This is a genomic window from Streptomyces sp. NPDC018693, from assembly GCF_044391385.1.
Lineage (GTDB): Bacteria > Actinomycetota > Actinomycetes > Streptomycetales > Streptomycetaceae > Streptomyces.
This window is the reverse complement of the sequence record NZ_JBIRZZ010000005.1, coordinates 136,248-150,823: the sequence shown is the minus strand read 5'-3', so window position 1 is coordinate 150,823 and position 14,576 is coordinate 136,248. Positions and strand designations below refer to the sequence as shown.

At 71.5% G+C, this 14,576-nt stretch carries 15 protein-coding genes and 1 pseudogene; 2 read left to right on the top strand and 14 right to left on the bottom strand.

Annotation, left to right across the window (positions count from 1 at the left end; translation table 11 throughout):
- Position 1: 1 nt before the first annotated feature.
- The 12 genes and pseudogenes from ACH5AC_RS15750 to ACH5AC_RS15695 all read right to left on the bottom strand — a co-directional run.
- Positions 2 to 259: an acyl carrier protein gene (locus ACH5AC_RS15750; protein WP_398862353.1), complete on the bottom strand. Its 258-nt coding sequence runs from the start codon at positions 257 to 259 to the stop codon at positions 2 to 4.
- Positions 252 to 1,517, bottom strand: a complete 1,266-nt coding sequence (locus ACH5AC_RS15745) for a ketosynthase chain-length factor (protein WP_398862352.1) — start codon at positions 1,515 to 1,517, stop codon at positions 252 to 254. Before ACH5AC_RS15745 ends, ACH5AC_RS15750 begins: the two co-directional genes overlap by 8 nt.
- A complete protein-coding gene (locus ACH5AC_RS15740) occupies positions 1,514 to 2,782 on the bottom strand; it encodes a beta-ketoacyl-[acyl-carrier-protein] synthase family protein (RefSeq protein ID WP_398862351.1) in 1,269 nt (422 codons plus the stop codon). Before ACH5AC_RS15740 ends, ACH5AC_RS15745 begins: the two co-directional genes overlap by 4 nt.
- The gene (locus ACH5AC_RS15735; RefSeq protein WP_398862350.1) at positions 2,779 to 3,189 is read right to left on the bottom strand and encodes a cupin domain-containing protein; all 411 of its coding nucleotides are present in this window, start codon (positions 3,187 to 3,189) and stop codon (positions 2,779 to 2,781) included. Before ACH5AC_RS15735 ends, ACH5AC_RS15740 begins: the two co-directional genes overlap by 4 nt.
- A gap of 89 nt (positions 3,190 to 3,278) precedes the next feature.
- The gene (locus ACH5AC_RS15730; RefSeq protein WP_398862349.1) at positions 3,279 to 4,454 is read right to left on the bottom strand and encodes a SchA/CurD-like domain-containing protein; all 1,176 of its coding nucleotides are present in this window, start codon (positions 4,452 to 4,454) and stop codon (positions 3,279 to 3,281) included.
- A gap of 147 nt (positions 4,455 to 4,601) precedes the next feature.
- Positions 4,602 to 5,267, bottom strand: coding sequence for a class F sortase (locus tag ACH5AC_RS15725; protein WP_398862348.1), 666 nt, complete (start codon positions 5,265 to 5,267; stop codon positions 4,602 to 4,604).
- Between the two features lie 112 nt (positions 5,268 to 5,379).
- Positions 5,380 to 5,958, bottom strand: a complete 579-nt coding sequence (locus tag ACH5AC_RS15720) for a hypothetical protein (RefSeq protein ID WP_398862347.1) — start codon at positions 5,956 to 5,958, stop codon at positions 5,380 to 5,382.
- Positions 5,959 to 6,110: 152 nt separating this feature from the next.
- Positions 6,111 to 7,766, bottom strand: a complete 1,656-nt coding sequence (locus ACH5AC_RS15715) for an FAD-dependent oxidoreductase (protein WP_398862346.1) — start codon at positions 7,764 to 7,766, stop codon at positions 6,111 to 6,113.
- Between the two features lie 474 nt (positions 7,767 to 8,240).
- The gene (nhaA, locus tag ACH5AC_RS15710) at positions 8,241 to 9,455 is read right to left on the bottom strand and encodes a Na+/H+ antiporter NhaA (RefSeq protein ID WP_398862345.1); all 1,215 of its coding nucleotides are present in this window, start codon (positions 9,453 to 9,455) and stop codon (positions 8,241 to 8,243) included.
- A 414-nt stretch (positions 9,456 to 9,869) separates the two neighbouring features.
- Positions 9,870 to 10,865 carry a PP2C family protein-serine/threonine phosphatase gene (locus ACH5AC_RS15705; protein WP_398862693.1) on the bottom strand — a complete coding sequence of 332 codons (996 nt, stop codon included), beginning with the start codon at positions 10,863 to 10,865 and terminating at the stop codon, positions 9,870 to 9,872.
- A gap of 179 nt (positions 10,866 to 11,044) precedes the next feature.
- Complete coding sequence (locus ACH5AC_RS15700) at positions 11,045 to 11,167, bottom strand: hypothetical protein (RefSeq protein WP_398862709.1); 123 nt, start codon at positions 11,165 to 11,167, stop codon at positions 11,045 to 11,047.
- A 40-nt stretch (positions 11,168 to 11,207) separates the two neighbouring features.
- Positions 11,208 to 11,453 (bottom strand): annotated as a pseudogene (locus ACH5AC_RS15695) (PP2C family protein-serine/threonine phosphatase); the annotation flags it as partial.
- Between ACH5AC_RS15695 and ACH5AC_RS15690 the strand changes: the two are divergent.
- Both ACH5AC_RS15690 and ACH5AC_RS15685 read left to right on the top strand, forming a co-directional pair.
- A complete protein-coding gene (locus ACH5AC_RS15690; RefSeq protein WP_398862344.1) occupies positions 11,340 to 11,714 on the top strand; it encodes a four-helix bundle copper-binding protein in 375 nt (124 codons plus the stop codon). The pseudogene ACH5AC_RS15695 and the gene ACH5AC_RS15690 overlap by 114 nt on opposite strands.
- A 269-nt stretch (positions 11,715 to 11,983) precedes the next feature.
- Positions 11,984 to 12,718 carry a hypothetical protein gene (locus ACH5AC_RS15685; protein ID WP_398862343.1) on the top strand — a complete coding sequence of 245 codons (735 nt, stop codon included), beginning with the start codon at positions 11,984 to 11,986 and terminating at the stop codon, positions 12,716 to 12,718.
- Between the two features lie 144 nt (positions 12,719 to 12,862).
- Here the strand turns inward: ACH5AC_RS15685 and ACH5AC_RS15680 are convergent, their stop codons facing one another.
- Together ACH5AC_RS15680 and ACH5AC_RS15675 are read right to left on the bottom strand one after the other, a co-directional pair.
- Entirely contained in the window at positions 12,863 to 12,988 is a 126-nt protein-coding gene (locus tag ACH5AC_RS15680) for a hypothetical protein (protein WP_398862342.1), read from the bottom strand.
- A gap of 335 nt (positions 12,989 to 13,323) precedes the next feature.
- Positions 13,324 to 13,839 (bottom strand): hypothetical protein, encoded by a 516-nt coding sequence (locus ACH5AC_RS15675; protein WP_398862341.1) that lies wholly within the window; start codon positions 13,837 to 13,839, stop codon positions 13,324 to 13,326.
- Between the last annotated feature and the right edge of the window lie 737 nt (positions 13,840 to 14,576).

The window sequence follows — 14,576 nt, the reverse complement described above, 5'->3', positions numbered from 1 at the left end:
GTCAGGCTCCTGCCGGGAGTGCGCCGTTGACGAGGTCCAGGAACTGCCGGGCGGTCTTGGAGCGTTCCGCGTCCGGAGGCATCGGCGCCCCGTAGCGGTTCTCCAGTTCACCGACGATGCCGAGCAGACCGAGCGAGTCGACGCCGAAGGTGTCGAAGCCGGAGTCGAGGCTCTGCTGGAGCTCCTCGGGGGCCACGGTGACGCCGGCGGCCTTCTTCATCAGCTCGGCCAGCTCTTCCACGGTGATGCGGTCACTCATAGGGTTCCTCTCCTTTGCCGTGCGGTCGGCGCCGCAGCAGCAGCGCCGAGTTCGAGCCCATGAGTCCTCGGCTGAGGACCAGCGCCGTGCCCAGCTCGGCGACGCGCGCCCGGCCGGTCACGAGGTCGAGGTCATGACAGATGTCGAAGACATGGGGCGTGGGCGGGATCAGGCCGTCCTCCATCGCGAGGACCGCCGCCGCGGTGTCCAGCACGGGCGCGGCGCCGTATCCGCGGCCGATTCCGGTCTTGGGTGCCGTGACGGGCACCCGGGTGCCGTGCGGGCCCAGGGCGTCGGCGATCGCCAGTGCCTCGGCCCGGTCCGCCTCGGGCACCCCGAGCGCGTCCGCGAAGACCACGTCGATCTCCTCGGGCGCACAGCCCGCCTCCTCCAGGGCGCCCCGGATGGCCTGGGCGAGCCCCTCGCGGGACTCCGCCCAGCGGGAGGCACCGGTGAACGTGGCCGCGTGTCCCGCGAGGACGGCCCGGACCGGCGCACCGCGCTCACGCGCCGCGACCGCGTCCTCGACGACCAGCATGGCGCCGCCCTCCGCGGGCACGAACCCGCAGGCGGCACTGGTGAAGGGACGGTAGGCCCGCTCGGGGTCCTCGGCGGTGCTCAGCTCCTGGTAACCGAGCTGGCAGACCATCGAGTACGGGGCGAGCGGCGCCTCGGTCGACCCGGCCACCATCACGTCGGTGCCGCGCCGGATCGCCCGCGCCGCGTGGGCGAGCGCGTCGAGGCCGCCGGCCTCGTCGGAGGCGACCACACCGCACGGTCCCTTGAAGCCGCGGCGGATGGAGATCTGGCCGGTGCTGGCGGCGTAGAACCAGGCGATGGACTGGTACGGGCCGACGAAGCGGCTGCCCTTGCTCCACAGCCGCTGCAGTTCGCGCTGCCCGAACTCGCCGCCGCCGGAGGCGGCCGCGGTCACCACGCCCACGGAGTACGCGGACGCCTCGCTGTCGCTGCGGCCGAGGCGTGCGTCCTCCAGCGCCAGGTCCGCCGCGGCCATCGCGAAGTGCGTGAACCGGTCGGTCTGGACGAGGAACCGTTCCTCGACGGCCGCGCCGGCGTCGAACTCCCGGACTTCCCCGGCCACCCGCAGCGGCAGGTGCTCGCACCCCTCGCGGGTGACCGGTCCCAGGGCGCTGATGCCCTCCTTGGTGGCCTTCCAGAACGTCTCGGTGCCCGTTCCGTTGGGCGCGATCACACCGATACCGGTGACGGCCGCGCGCCGCGGATGTCGTGCGCTCATCGTGTGCCCTCCCTCGACCGGGTCAGGATCACCGCGGACTGGAAGCCGCCGAACCCGCTGCCCACGGAGAGCACGCTGCTCAGGGGCCGCTCGCGGGCGACCCGCGGGACGTAGTCCAGGTCGCACTCCGGGTCCGGTGTCTCGTAGTTCGCGGTGGGCGGTACCACCTGGTGGGCCAGGGCCAGCACACAGGCCACCAGCTCGATCGAGCCGATCGCGCCGAGGGAGTGGCCCACCATGGACTTGATGGAACTCATCGGCGTGTCGTAGGCGTGCTCGCCGAGCGCCCGTTTCACGGCGGCGGTCTCGTGCCGGTCGTTCTGCTGGGTGCCCGACCCGTGCGCGTTGACGTAGTCGATCGCCGTGGGGTCGAGCCGGGCGTGGTCGAGGGCGTGCTCGATGGCCCGGGCCATCTCCAGGCCCTCGGTGGTCAGGCCCGTCATGTGGTAGGCGTTGCCGAAGGTGGCGTAGCCGGCGAGTTCGCAGTACACGGGTGCGCCCCGGGCCCGCGCGTGCTCCAGCTCCTCCAGAACGAGGACGGCACCGCCCTCGCCCATGACGAACCCGTCGCGGTCGGCGTCGAAGGGACGCGAGGCGTGGGCGGGGTCGTCGTTGTTCGCGGAGGTGGCCTTGATCGCGTCGAAGCAGGCCATGGTGATCGGGGAGATCGGCGAGTCCGAGGCGCCCGCTATGCAGACGTCGGCCCTGCCCTCCTCGATGGTGTGGACGGCGTATCCGACGGCGTCCAGCCCGGAGGTGCAGCCGGTGGAGACGGTCTGCACCGGCCCGCGCGCCTCGAACCGCTCGGCCACCGTGGCGGCGAGCGTGCTCGGTGTGAACGCGCGGTGCAGATGCGGTTCCGCCCGCCCGGGGTCCACGTCCCAGCGCTGTCCCCGGTGGCTCACCAGGACGTAGTCGTGTTCCAGCCGGGTGGTGCCGCCGACCGCGGTGCCCAGGCTGACCCCGACCCGCCACGGGTTCTCCCGGGCCAGGTCGAGGCCGGCGTCCCGGACCGCTTCCGCGCCCGCCACCAGCGCGAACTGGATGTACCTGTCGCATCGCGCGATCTGCTCCGGCTCCAGGTCGTGGGCTTCCGGGTCGAAGTCGCACTCGGCGGCGATCCGGGAGCGCAGGCCGGCCGGGTCGAAGAACGTGATGCCCCGGGTCGCGGTACGTCCGTCCGCCAGAAGCCGCCAGAACGCCGGTACTCCGATACCGCCCGGGGCGACGACGCCTATGCCGGTGACCGCTACGCGCCTGGTCATGATCGGACACGATCCGGATCGGACACCGGGTGCTCCGAGGTGGCGTCGGTCCCCTCGGTGTCGACGTGGCCGAGCGGCGGGCTGGGGGCGAGCGGGCCCAGGTGGAAGACGATACGGGCCTCCACGTTCCCGACGTTGCGGAAGCGGTGCCGCACATGGGCGGGGATCATCAGCGCCTGCTCGGGCCTCAGGGGGTGGGGTTCGCCGTCCAGGTCCACCTCCAGCTGCCCGCACACGACGTAGACGAACTCCTCGGAGTACGGGTGGTAGTGCTCTGAGATGCGGTCGCCGGGCGGCACGGTGGCCACGCCCATGAAACCGCTGGTGGCGCCGACCGTGGCCGGGGTGAGCATGGCGCGCAGGTCACCGCCGCGCCGGGTGTTGGGCTCGATGTCGCTGAAGTCCACGAGCCTGGGGGTTGGTTTGACCACGAGGTTCCTCCGATCATGTGCGGCGACGGCTGGGGCCGGCCGTCGCGGGCCCCGGCGTCGGTGCATCAGGCCGCGGGTGCGCGGCGGTCGGTGATGAGGTCCATGAGGGTGAGCGTGAGGAGGCGGGCGCAGGCGCTGTCCGTCAGGGCGGTGGCGCCGTCCGTCAGGGCGGGGCCGTCCGCACCGAGCGCGTCGGTGTCGAGGAGCTCCAGCAGTTCGCGCGCCCGGGTGGGGTCCCCGAGGCCGAGCACCTGGCCGGGGTCGGCGTCGATTCCGGCGCGCAGGTCGACCAGCCGTACGACGACGTCGTCGCGCTGGAAGATCGTGCTGCGCAGCACGGGGCTGTCCGGGTGGTCCGCCGCCGCGTCCTGCTGGGCGAGCAGTTCGGCCAGCCGCATGCCGAGGCCGTCCCGGGCCGGGTAGTACAGGGCGTGCCGCTTGGCGTCGGCGCTCTCCCGGCCCGTCGTCACATGGTGTACGGCGGGCAGGGCCGCCCGGGTGAAGAAGACCCGCGCGGACTCCTGGTCGTCAAGGTCCCGGTCCTGTTCCAGATACGGGTTGATGGCCTCCTCGACGGCCCGTACCTCCGGCTGCCGGGCGACGTGGCGCAGCGCGGCGAGCAGGTCGCCCCGCACCTCGATGGCCCGCACGACGCGGTTGCCGTGCATGAAGAGGGAGGTGCGGCACAGCCGGGTGGTGTCGTCGACCCGCGGCTCGGGGGAGGCGTAGTCCGCGAGGATCTTCGCGACGGTCTCCTCGCTGCCCGGCTTGACGGTGAAGGTGAGCGCGTGGCGGATCACGCCGTCACCGATCCTGGGCGCCGTCTGGAGCCGGCGTGTGCCGGACCCGGCCGCCGGGGTCGGACCGCCGGTCTCGCGAACGATGTGGAAGCGGAGGGACCTGGTGTCCCGGACGCAGCTGTGCAGGGGCTGCACCATCCGGACGTGCTCCTCGCTGTTGACCCAGGTGAGGAACGGCGGGGCGCTCTCCCACTCGCTCGTGATGAGCCACTGCGAGGGGTTCTCGATGGACTGGCAGAGCTGGTCGCTGACGTGTCCGGGCACGGAGGCGACCTGGTTGCACAGCTGCTCGTACGCTTCCAGGAACTGCTGCTGGGCTCCTTCGTGGACGTCGACCAGCAGCACGACACGGAGCCGTGAGCCGTCGAACACGGACTGGGAGATCCGCTGCGACACCTGTCGGGTGCGTGCTGCGACAGCGTCTTCGGACGTAGTGGTCATCCGGGTACATCTCCTTCGCGGGGGCACAGGCGAACGCCGCCGCGGGGAAGCAACGACAGCGTTTCTCGATCCTGTGCCCGGCCCCAGGACAGCGCGACTTGTGGGCACTGCGCGGGTGAACGGCCGCGTGGCAGGTGGTGGACATCCTCACCTGAGGTGGGCGAAGACCACCAGGTTGTCGGTGTAGTCCTTGACCGTACGGTCGTAATCGCCCGCACAGGTGATGAGCCGCGCCTCCGCCCGGGCTGTGTCGCCGTAGACCCGCTCGTCGGGGAAGTGGCCCTTGTCGAACGTCTCCACGCTGTCGACGACGAAGGTCGCTCGGCGCCCGTCGGCCCGGTCCACGTGGAAGACGTCGCCCGTTTCCAACTGTCTGAGGTTCACGAACACGGCAGCGGATGTCGCCGTGTCGAGGTGCCCGGCGATGATCGACGCGCCCACCTCTCCCGGTGAGGGTCCTCGGGCGTGCCAGCCGACGAGGTTGGTGTCGTTGGCGGGCGGGGGTTCGAGTTGCCCCGAGGGGCCGATGGCCAGGTCGGTGAAGGGGGCGTCGACCGAGATCTTCGGGATGAGCAGGCGCACGGGACGCGACCGGGACAGTTGCCGCGTCGCGGGCTGCCCCGCCGGCGGAGCCGACGCGGCCGCCCGGGCAGGGGCCGGGGGGACCGAGGTGCCGGACGGCTCGCCGCCGCCGGTCAGGGTCATCGCCAGCACCAGGCAGGCCACAGCCGACATCACCAGCACATGGCTGCGCGGCCCTTGCTTCACCGCAGGCGTGTCCCCGTCGGCGGGGGGAGAGGGACGGACTGTCATCTGGATACCACCTCATCTGGGCACGCCGGCGAAGCGTCGGGCCGGCCGGGGAACCCCCGGGCCGCCACGCGGCACGCGCGTGGCGGCCGCGGGCTATCGCGTCCGGCATGGATCAGACCGCGCTTTCGGATGTCTTCCTGCGGCGTACCGCGTACAGACCGGTCGCGGCGACCGCCAGGACGGCCGCTCCGCCGGCGGTCACACTCGGCGTCGCCAGTGCGCCACCGCCGGTGTGCATGCCGCCGCGCGGCTTGCCGTGGTCACCGCTCGTGGAGTCCTTGCCGTATCCGCTGCCCTTGTCCTTGTAGGTCTCCGGGTCGTACTTGGGGTCCCATGCGGTGCCCCAGCCGTCCGCGTTGACCGCGGTCAGCGCGCCGCCCCCGGTGTGGACCCCGCCGTGCGGCTTGTCGTGCCGGCCGTCCTTGCCGTGCTCCTTGCCGTGCTCCTTGCTCCAGTCGTCCGCGCCGACCACCGTCAGCGCGCCGCCCCCCGTGTGCACCCCGCCGTGCGGCTTGTCGTGCCGGCCGTCCTTGCCGTGCTCCTTGTCCTGGTCCTTGCCGTGGTCCTTGCCGTGTTCCTTGCTGTACGAGGAGTCCTCGTGATCGCTCCCGACGGCATAGGCGCCAGGTGCACCGAGCACCAGGACGGCCGAACCCGCCGCGGTGACCAGCAGGGTGCGCACAGAACGCATCTGACTTCCTTTCCTTCGAAGGCGGGCGGGGCTGACGCTTCATCAGCCGACTTGGATCCCGCATCGACGTGATCCACCGTCAGCCGCGGACACCGCGCCCGCCACTCGGAGCGATCAGCTGGGTGACGCAGCGTCCGCCGCGCGGGCGGACGTCATCCGACGGCCAGGACCGCGCTCAGGGCCCGGCGCAGGTCTGACGCGGCGTCCGCTACGGGCCCGGGCGATCGCCAGGCGACGAATCCGTCGGGGCGGACGAGCACCGCCCCACCAGGCCCGATGCCATGGGCGGCGGACCAGTCCGCATCGTCCTCGGGCGTCAGGTCGGCTTCGGGTCCGCCGCCGATCCGATAGGACGTCAGCGGTAGGGACATCTCCTCCGCCAGATGGAGGGCACTCCGATGCCAGCCGCTCGGGTCGCCGGCGTCGCAGAGAAGGACGAGGGAGGTCTCGTAGAGGTCGAGCGTGGACATCCGTTCCGTTCCGCGCCGCAGCCACAAGTGGGGTGCCCGGCTGCCCGGTTGGGCGGTCAGGTCGAGGCCGTCCGGGACGACCGGGGCCGCGGGATCGGCGCCGACGACCGCGCCCTGCGGATAGCGGTAGCCGAGGGCCACGTTGAGGATGCCGCGCTGCGGGGCACCGCCCGCGCCGGGCGGTGGAGCGAAGCCGGGGTGGCTGTGCTCGACCGACCGGGCGGCGGCCCGGGCGCTGGTCGCCTCGGCCACCGGGCGGCGCTCGGCGTCGTAGCTGTCCAGCAGTCCCTCACCGGCCCAGCCGCCGATCACCGCGGCCAGCTTCCAGGCGAGGTTGTGGGCGTCCTGGATGCCCGTGTTGGAGCCGAAGGCGCCGGTGGGCGACATCTCGTGGGCCGAATCGCCGGCCAGGAAGACGCGCCCTGCCCGGTAGCTACGGGCGACGCGCTGGGCGGCGTGCCAGGACGCCCTGCCGGTGATCTCCACGTCCAGGTCCATGTCCCCGATGGCGCGGCGGATGTGCGCGACGCACCGCTCGTCGGTGAACTCCTCCAGCGTCTCGCCGCGTTCGGGGTGCCAGGGGGCGTGGAAGACCCAGTTCTCGCGGTTGTCCACCGGCAGCAGAGCGCCGTCGGCGTCCTGACCGGTCAGGTAGCAGACGATGAAGCGGCGGTCGCCGACGACGTCGGCGAGCCCACGGGAGCGGAAGGTGACGCTGATGTTGTGGAACAGGTCGCCGGGGCCGCTCTGCCCGATGCCGAGCTGCTGGCGCACGGGGCTGCGGGGGCCGTCGGCCGCGACCAGGTAGTCCGCGCGGATGGTGGTGTGCTCGCCGGTCTCCCGGCTCTTGACCACGGCCGTCACGCCGTCGGGATCGCTGTCGAAGGACATCAGTTCGGTGGCGTAGCGCAGATCGCCGCCGAGTCGCGTGGCGTGGTCGAGGAGGACCGGTTCCAGGTCGTTCTGGCTGCACAGGCACCATGAGCTGGGGCTGAAGCGGGCCAGTCCGCCGCCCGGGTCGATCTCCCGGAACAGCCACTCCCCCGCGTCGCCGACCAGGGTGGGTGTCTGCAGGATGCCGTGGTTGTCGGCCAGCGTGGCGGCGGCCTCACGGACCGCGGGCTCGACTCCCGCCACCCGGAACAGCTCCATCGTGCGTACGTTGTTGCCTCGGCCACGAGGGTGGATGGAGGTGGCGGCGTGCCGTTCCACGAGGGTGTGGCGCACCCCCAGGCGGCCGAGGAACAGCGAGGTCGACAGGCCGACCAGGGAGCCGCCCACGATGAGAACCGGGACCTGATGGGTCGTATGGTCGGTTGGATGGGCTAGTGGGGTCATCGTTCGCCTCCAGCGCGTCGAGTTGCGGATTGCGGCCGGTCCGGCCGGACCTCATCCATGCCCCGCGCGACCCGTTCGGGCCGCCGCATCACCCGCTTAACCCGCTGGATTCGCCATGTCGGGCGCACGGCGGCCGGAGCGCCGGGGGAGGCTGCCGGTGCTGCCGATCAGTCCCCAGGTGACGGCTGCGGCCACGATGACGGCGGCAGTCTCGGGCACAGTCGGTCTGGTCCCTGAGAGGTGCAGTTCAGGAGGGGCCTGCTTCCTGACCGGACTCCGGTGACGACCGCCGCAGGACGACGAGCCGAAGGCGGCCGCGACGAGGATGTGGAACACCGACCACGCGGTGGCCTCGCCGAAGCCGACCCTGTGCGGGCGCGCGGCGGCCAGGAGCAGGTCGACGGCGAGCAGGGCGAGGATCAGGCCGATGGTGACGGCCCAGGTGAGTGCGTGATATCCACACCGGTCCGCCGTTCATCGCTCCGGCCGGTCCTCGCTCGGCGGGCCCGAGGTGGCGGCGTGGGTGCCGGTCGGGGCGGTGAGCAGCAGCATCACGCCTGCCAGGGCGGCGACGGTGGAGGCGGTGAGGATACCGACCTTGGCCTGGGCCACCAAGGCGGCGTCGGTGAAGGCGAGGTCGGTGATGAACAGCGAGACGGTGAACCCGATACCGCCCAGTGCGGCGGTACCCAGGATCTCGCGGGGGTGCATGCCCGCAGGCAGCGCAGCCCAGCCCAGCCGACGCACCAGGTAGGTCACCCCGCCGATGCCGACGATCTTGCCGAGGACAAGCCCGGCGATGATCGCCCAGGTCACCGTCCGGCCGAAGGCGTCGCCGAGCGCGCCGCCACGCAGGTCGACCCCGGCGTTGGCCAGAGCGAAGACCGGCACCACCAGGAACGCGCTGACCGGGTGCAAGGTGCGCTCCAGGTCGTCCAGGACGCCCCGACCGGCCACGGGTCGGGCCGGGGTGAGCAGCCCGAGCGCGACCCCGGCGAGCGTGGCGTGCACGCCGGATTCCAGGGTGGCGAACCAGACCAGCACCCCGACCGGAACGTATGCCCAGGGCAGGTTCACCCCGAGCCTGCGCATGCCGGCGGCGACCAGCAGTCCGGCCACCGCACCGGCCAGCCACCAGAGCTCGAGGCTTTCGGTGTAGAAGATCGCGATGACGCCAATGGCGAGGATGTCGTCGACGATGGCGACGCTGAGCAGGAACAGCTTCGCTCCGGTGGAGGCGCGGGGGCCCAGCAGCGCCAGGATCCCGATGGCGAAGGCGATGTCGGTGGCCATCGGAATGCCCCACCCCCTGCCCGCTTCCCCACCGCCGACAGCGGCCACGTACAGCAGCGCCGGGAGTACGACCCCGCCGACAGCGGCCAGCGCGGGCAGCATCGCCGCACGGCGCTCGCGCAGTTCTCCGACGACCAGTTCCCGCTTGATCTCCAGGCCGATGACGAAGAAGAACAGGACCATCAGTCCGTCGTTGACCCAGTGCCGCAGATCGTGGGTCACCTTTGCTTCCCCGCCGCCGAGGCTGACCTTCTGCTGCCAGAACTGCGCGTAACCGTCGGCCGCCGGGCTGTTCGCCCACACCAACGCGCTCACCGCAGCCGCGACGAGGACGATCCCGCCCGCGCTTTCCGCGTGCAGGAAGGCCCGCGATGGGGAGGCGACCGCAGCCGCCACGCGTCTGATCGGACCAGCCACGGCCTCTGTCGCACTCCTTGTCCACGATCGCCCTGTCGTTCGCGACGGCGAAACACACGCTCCCCTCGACTCTCACAGAGATCGTCGACGGCCGCACCCGCACCCCGCTGACCGGCGCGGGGCGTAGGCCGGGGCGACACAGACTCGAGCACCTGCCCAGGCGCCCGACCGACCGGGTGTTCCCGGCCCGGTGGGCATCGCTGCGCGGTTCCGCCCGTGTCCGGCCGGCGTAGGCGCGTTCCCGGGCGGTGCCGATGCGCCGCCGTCAGCGCCATGGCCTGGGGCAACGGGCCGGCCGTCCCGCCGTGTCCGTCGGCTGTCCTTCCAGCTCACGGCCGTGCTCACCGCAGCCCTCGCCACGCCGACAACGGCGGGGAACCCGCCCGCGGCCGGTCAGCGGTAGCGGAGGAGGAGCATCGCCGCGTCGTCCTGCAGGGGGCCGCCGACGTGCTGGATCAGATCCTGCCGCAGCATCTCCAGCGCGGTCTCGGGGTCGGGTTCTTTGAGGAGATGAGCGTGTTCGGGCAGCGGGTAGAACCGGCCGTCACCGTCCCGTGCCTCGGTGACCCCGTCGGTGAAAAGCAGCAGTTGATCCCCGGGCAGGAAGTCGGCCCGGAAGGGCACCGGCTCCGACGGTCCGTGGGCCCCCAGGCCGAGGGGCAACGCGTACGCGGCCGGTTCGGGCGATGCCGCCGAACCGTCGGCACGGAGCAACAGGGGCGCCGGATGGCCGTAGTTGAGGAAGGTGACCTCACGATCCCGCACCTCGGCCAGGATCGCGGTGACGAACTTCTCCCCCTCCAACTGCCGGTCGGCCGAGCGCGCCAGCCTGCGCCCCACGCCGAGCAGATCCTCCTCGTCCAGAGCCGCTTCACGAAAGGCACCGAGAACCACGGCCGCGGTCTCCACCGCCTCCAGTCCCTTGCCCTGCACATCGCCCACGATCACCCGCACGCCCTGCGGTGCGGCGACCACCTCGTACAGGTCGCCTCCGATGCGCGCCTCGGCCACCGCGGCCATGTAGCAGACGGCCGCGCGGAGCTGACCGGCCAGCCGCGGCACCGGTTTGAGCAACACCCGCTGGGCCGCCTCGGCGATCGACCGCACGTTGGCCAGTTCGGTCTCCCGCTGTCTGCGCATGGACACGGCGACGAGTCCGGCCCCGGTGACGCCGATGACCGAGGCGAGGCTCACATAGCCGCGCGCGGCATCGAGGAGGTCGTCGTACACGCCCAGTCCCGCGGTGAGCACCAGCGCGATCACACCGATGAACACGGTGCGTCGCGGGCCGCCGACGAGCGGGGCGAAGGCCGGCCCCAGTGACAGCAGCGGCAGCAAGCCCACTGCGGGCCCGATGGCGATGTCGACAACCGTCACCGCCGCCATCATGACGAACGGCAGGCCGGACAGAACCGCGCGTCGGCCGTTGTCCTCGGACACATCCCCCTCCAGCACCCCGTGGCGGCTCCTCACAGGAACGAGGTCCATCGTCTCAGACAGCCGGGCGACGCCTCCGGCTCCGGCACGAATCCGCGTGGGACGACACAGCTGTGGTGGATCGGCCGTGCTCACCCGCACGGACGGACGAGGAGGAGGGCGACATCGTCGCTCGGGGTGGAGCGGTCGGCGTGGTGGAGGAGGCTGTCGGCGAGGTCGTCCAGGCTGGGGGCCTTTTCCCGGGACGAGTCCATCGGTGTACAGGACGAGCACGGCGCCGGGTGGAAGGGAGGTCTCCGTGACTGGGTAGTCGGCATCGGCGTCGATGCCGAGCAACAGCCCGGTGGGGACGTCCAGGGTTTCGGTGCGGCCGTCGGGGTGGCGCAGCAGGGGAGGGGGGTGGCCGGCGGTCGCGAGGTGAACCTGGTGGTGGGCGAGGTCGAGCCGGGCGATCAGGCAGCTGGTGAACAGGGCCGCGTCGAGATCGGCGAGGAGGCGGTTGGTTCGGGCCAGGAGGTCGCCGGGGGCCGTGCCGACGGTGGCGTGGGTGTGGACGGCGGTACGGACCTGCCCCATGAGGGCGGCAGCCTCCGTGTTGTGGACATCTGCAACGCCACCGCGTCCGTGCTGTCCCGGCACACCGGCTACGACGCCAACGTCACCCGAGCGATCCTGACCGCGTGCGCCTGCGCCGACGAATGCTCCGCGCATGCCGACATGCACGAGCACTGCCGCCTGTGCGCGGCAGCATGCCGCTCCTGCGAACAGGCATGCAACGACCTCATCCAGGCCCTCGGCTGACTCGTGGGGCCGGACCTGGGGCCGCCGGCACGGTGATCCCGGCGGCCCCGGCGTATGCCCTCACGTCGCGCCCCGGCGCGGCAGCGCGCTGCTCGGCTTCCCGTCCTCGATGGATCGTTCTGCCCCATGCGGTGTGGCCCGGGCGCTGGTAATCGGCCGCAATCTGCCCTCTTTCGGGTGAGGCGGTGCTGGGTTTCTTGAGAGGGCGGCTGCAACTGGTGATCTCTCAGGACGTCGGTCGGTGACGTCGAGAAGACTGGGGTCTGCTCATGAGTCGGGACACGCACGCTGGCGCAGGGGCGGATGCAGCCGACTCGCAACGCCGCACGCTGACCATCGCCGGCGGGCTCATGCTCGGTGGCTTCCTTCTCAACGCCATCCTCACCGCCGCACTTCATCCCTCCGGAGCGGAAGACGACCACCCTGCAATCTTCACCGAGTACGCGAACAGCGACGCCTGGGTCGCCGTTCATCTCGGCCAGTTCAGCGGCGTCCTGGTGACGCTGAGCGGCCTCCTCGTGCTGTACCGCGTCCTGCGCTTCGCCGACGGGTCCGCCCTGGTCGCTCGGCTCGCGGCCGCGGCAGCTGTGGCGACCGCCGCAACCTGGGCTGTCCTTCAAGGGCTGGACGGAGTGGGACTGAAGCAGGCCGTCGACTCCTGGGTCAGCGCCTCGGGATCCGAGAAGCAGATCCGCTTTGCCAACGCCGAGACCGTGCGCTGGCTGGAATGGGGATTCCAGAGCTACTTCCGCATCCTGCTCGGGCTGAGCCTGGCGCTCTTCGGGACAGCGATTCTCACCAGTCACCGGATCGCCGGCTGGCTGGGCTGGACCGCCCTCGTCGCCGGCGTGTGCTCGGTGATCTTCGGCATCGACGTGGGCTACAGCGGCCTGGCCAGTGGGCTCCAGGACGTCCTCGGTATCGCCATTTTCGTCCTCGTCCTGATTTTCGCCACCGGAGTACTCGTCACCGGACTGCGCGAGCGCGATCAACACCGCAGTTGAACGAAACACACGCACCAGCGGTCACCGTGCCCCATCTCCAAGAGCGAACGGCTGACCCACTGGTATGCGGACACCCGACGCGGCGTGTCCGCTCCCGATAGCACAGGAGCCTGACGCGGGCCGTCGAACAGGGCACCCATCGACTCAGTGCACATGCGGTCCGCCGGTCATCTGCGGCTTGCCGCGCGGAAGGAGCCCGAGGACTACCGCGGCGCTGACGGCGGCCGCCACCACGCACACCGTGAACGGGTCGGTGAATCCGCCGACCATGAAACACGCTCGATGCCGGATGCCGCGACTGTGATGACGACCGCCACGCCGATCGAGCCGCCCACCTCGTGGAAGGTGTTGACGACTCCGGACGCCAGCCCCGCCTCGCGGTGCTCCACCATCGCGAGTGCCGTGGTGGTGGCGGTGACGAAGACCGCGCCGATGCACCCAGAACGGCGTGTACGAGTCGAAGGACGGCGGCAAGACCTTCACCAAGCGCCTCGCCGTCGAATCGAACGGCGGTCACTGATCCCTCCGGTACAAGCGCTCCCCGCACACTGATGCCGTCCCGGCGCCCAGCAAATCGAACCCGGCGCAGGGACGGCGATTGCGCATCAGTGGCTGTGACCGTCGTCGGCGTGCCCAGCGTCCTCGGTCTTCACGGCGCTCTGATCGTCGCCCGGCGAGGATTGCGGCGCGGGCGCCTGGCCCACCGGCTCCGCACCGTGGCCGGCCTCGCCCTCCTCCGGCTCTGAGGGCGCCTCCTCACCGTGACTGTGACCGCCGCCCCCACTCGACTCCCCCGCCATCCCGTCTGCGATGCCACGCAGGCCGACGAACGCGAGCGCTGCCGTGACCACCACCAGCACGCCCGTAGGACCGACGATGCTGCGCCAGCGCGCCGGCTCGTGCCGCAGCACGTACGCGATGAAGGACAGCGTGAGGCCGAAGGGGATCAGCATGGCGCCGCGCTCGGGGAAGTCCTCGAAGTGCTGCAGCCCGCCACTGAGCATGCCGATACCGAACGACAACGCCAGCGAGGCGGCCACAAGGCCCAGCACTCGGGACGCTTTCGGCCGCTGCTTTGTGAGGACGAACTCGCTGAGCACGGTGGCGCAGAGGAAGACCACCGCTCCGATGACCGCGATGACGGTGTAGCGCGCGGGGTCCCAGCGGATGGTGCACGATGGCCCCGCTGATCAGGCCCGCGCCGACGAACGTGGCGGCATAGCCGAGATAGTTGCCGAGCACTGGCGTCCGTTTCGGTGCCCGGCGGCGACCGCCCCGCCGCCCGCCGGGCCGCGAGAACGGCTCTCGCCGCGGCTCACTGTCGGCCGTTGGTACGGAGGGGACGGGTTGCCGCTGTCGGGGCGCGTGGTCGTACGGCTCGTACGTCTGCGTCGCCTGCGGAGGCGCAGGCATGGCGGTGCGGTGGGCAAGGTGGGGCTGGGACACGGGTGACGCCTTTCAGCGCGGGGCGACGGCCGGTGCACAGGGGCAGCGGACCGGACCGTCGGGGCATGGGTGAGGAACGTGAACGCGTGCCGGGCCAGGCGGGCCCGGCACGCCGAGAGCGCCGCTCGGATGGCGCGCCTCTGATCACCGATGCTCTAGATTCGCAGTACCAGCGACCGTGGACTCGCCGACCGACACCGATCCGGGGTTCTGTCGGTGCTCATGACTTCGGTGTCCGCATCGCGGCTGCACGACGCCGAGTTGTTCGGCGGGACCAACCAGGATGCGGTCGGGGCAGACGCGAAGCAGTCGGCGGCCCGCGCGTCACGGGCCGACCCGAGGTGCTGATGCAGATCGGCTTGCGTCAGCCCCGTGGCCGCAGCTGGAGCCGTGTGTGCGGGGGCGGGCCCGG